Annotated in this window: 2 protein-coding genes and 1 pseudogene; all 3 read right to left on the bottom strand. The window is 63.0% G+C overall.

Annotated features, from left to right (window positions below; all coding sequences use genetic code 11):
- Positions 1-96 (bottom strand): annotated as a pseudogene (locus AC1D2K_RS34630) (amino acid ABC transporter ATP-binding protein); the annotation flags it as partial.
- Between the two features lie 185 nt (positions 97-281).
- The gene (locus AC1D2K_RS34625; RefSeq protein ID WP_478094954.1) at positions 282-947 is read right to left on the bottom strand and encodes an amino acid ABC transporter permease; all 666 of its coding nucleotides are present in this window, start codon (positions 945-947) and stop codon (positions 282-284) included.
- Position 948: 1 nt separating this feature from the next.
- Positions 949-1,428 (bottom strand): amino acid ABC transporter permease (locus AC1D2K_RS34620; protein WP_478094952.1); only part of this gene is annotated, 480 nt, incomplete at its 5' end.

Raw genomic sequence — 1,428 nt, 5'->3', positions numbered from 1 at the left:
GACCACGACCACGTCGCCCTTGGCGATGTCGACCGAGCAGTCGTTGAGCACCTGCACCGGGCCATACCACTTGGAAACGTTCTTGATTTCAATCATTTTTTCGGACATGTCAGGCCTCCCGCCGGGCCGCCCCAAGGGAGGCCTGCGCCCCCTCGGGGCTGAGGTCCGCGGCTCCAAACTCGCCTGCGCGAGTTTGGACGGACCGAAGGGCCGGCGCCTCTGGCGCCGACTCGTCCAGCGAATACACGAAGTGATGAGCGTGGGGGTTCATGGTTTCTCCTTCAGCGGATGATGGCGATCTTCTTGTGCAGGCGCTTCACGAGCCACGAGAGCGAATAGCACAGGATGAAGTAGACGACGGCGGCCAGCAGGTAGGCTTCTTCGGGCCGGCCGAAGTTCTTGCCTGCGGTGTCGAAGCCCTTGAACAGGTCGTAGGCGCCGATGGCATAGACCAGCGAGGTGTCCTGGAACAGGATGATGGTCTGGGTCAGCAGCACCGGCAGCATGTTGCGGAACGCCTGCGGCAGGATCACCAGCTTCATGTTCTGGCCGTAGGTCATCCCCATCGCCTGGCCCGCGGACACCTGGCCGCGCGGGATCGACTGGATGCCGGCGCGCATGATCTCGCTGAAGTAGGCGGCCTCGAAGGCGACAAAGGTGATGATGGCCGAGTACTCGGGCCCGATCGGCCGCCCGATCATCGTCGGCACCAGCAGGAAGAACCACAGGATCACCATCACCAGCGGAATGCTGCGCATGCCGTTGACATAGATGGCCGCCGGCAGGTCGAGCCACTTGTTGCCCGACAGCCGCATCAGCGCGAGCAGGGTGCCGAAGAAGATGCCGCCCAGCGTGGCGACCACCGTCAGGAACACGCTGAAATAGAGGCCTTTCAGCAGAAAGGCGCTGACGACGTCCCAGTGGAAGAAGGTCAGATCGAGATTCATGTCAATGTCCTCCCGTTCCGCCGGCCGCGACGAACCCGGGCACTCGGACCCGCTTCTCGACCCAGGCCATGATGCGGTTGATCACCATCGCCGAGATCACGTAGAGCACGGTCACGGCCATGTACATCTCGGTCACGCGGGCGGTCTCCTCGCCGGCCTGCATCGCGAACTGGATCATCTCGGGAATCGACACCGCGAATGCGACCGACGAGTTCTTGAAGATGTTCATCGATTCGCTGGTGAGCGGCGGAATGATGATCCGGTAGGCCATCGGCAGGATCACGTAGCGGTAGTACTGCGGCGTGGTGAAGCCCACTGCCATGCCCGCGTAGCGCTGGCCCTTGGGCAGGGCCTGGATGCCGGAACGCAATTGCTCGGCGATCCGTGCCGAGGTGAAGAAGCCCAGCGCGAACACCACCAGGATGAAGGGCGGCAGGCCGGCCATGACCGGGAATATCTTCGGCACCACGTGGTACCAGAG

It is taken from the genome of Variovorax sp. P1_H12_2 (assembly GCF_056405335.1).
The sequence above is the reverse complement of the archived record's forward strand: the minus strand, read 5'-3'. Positions and strand labels throughout refer to the sequence as shown.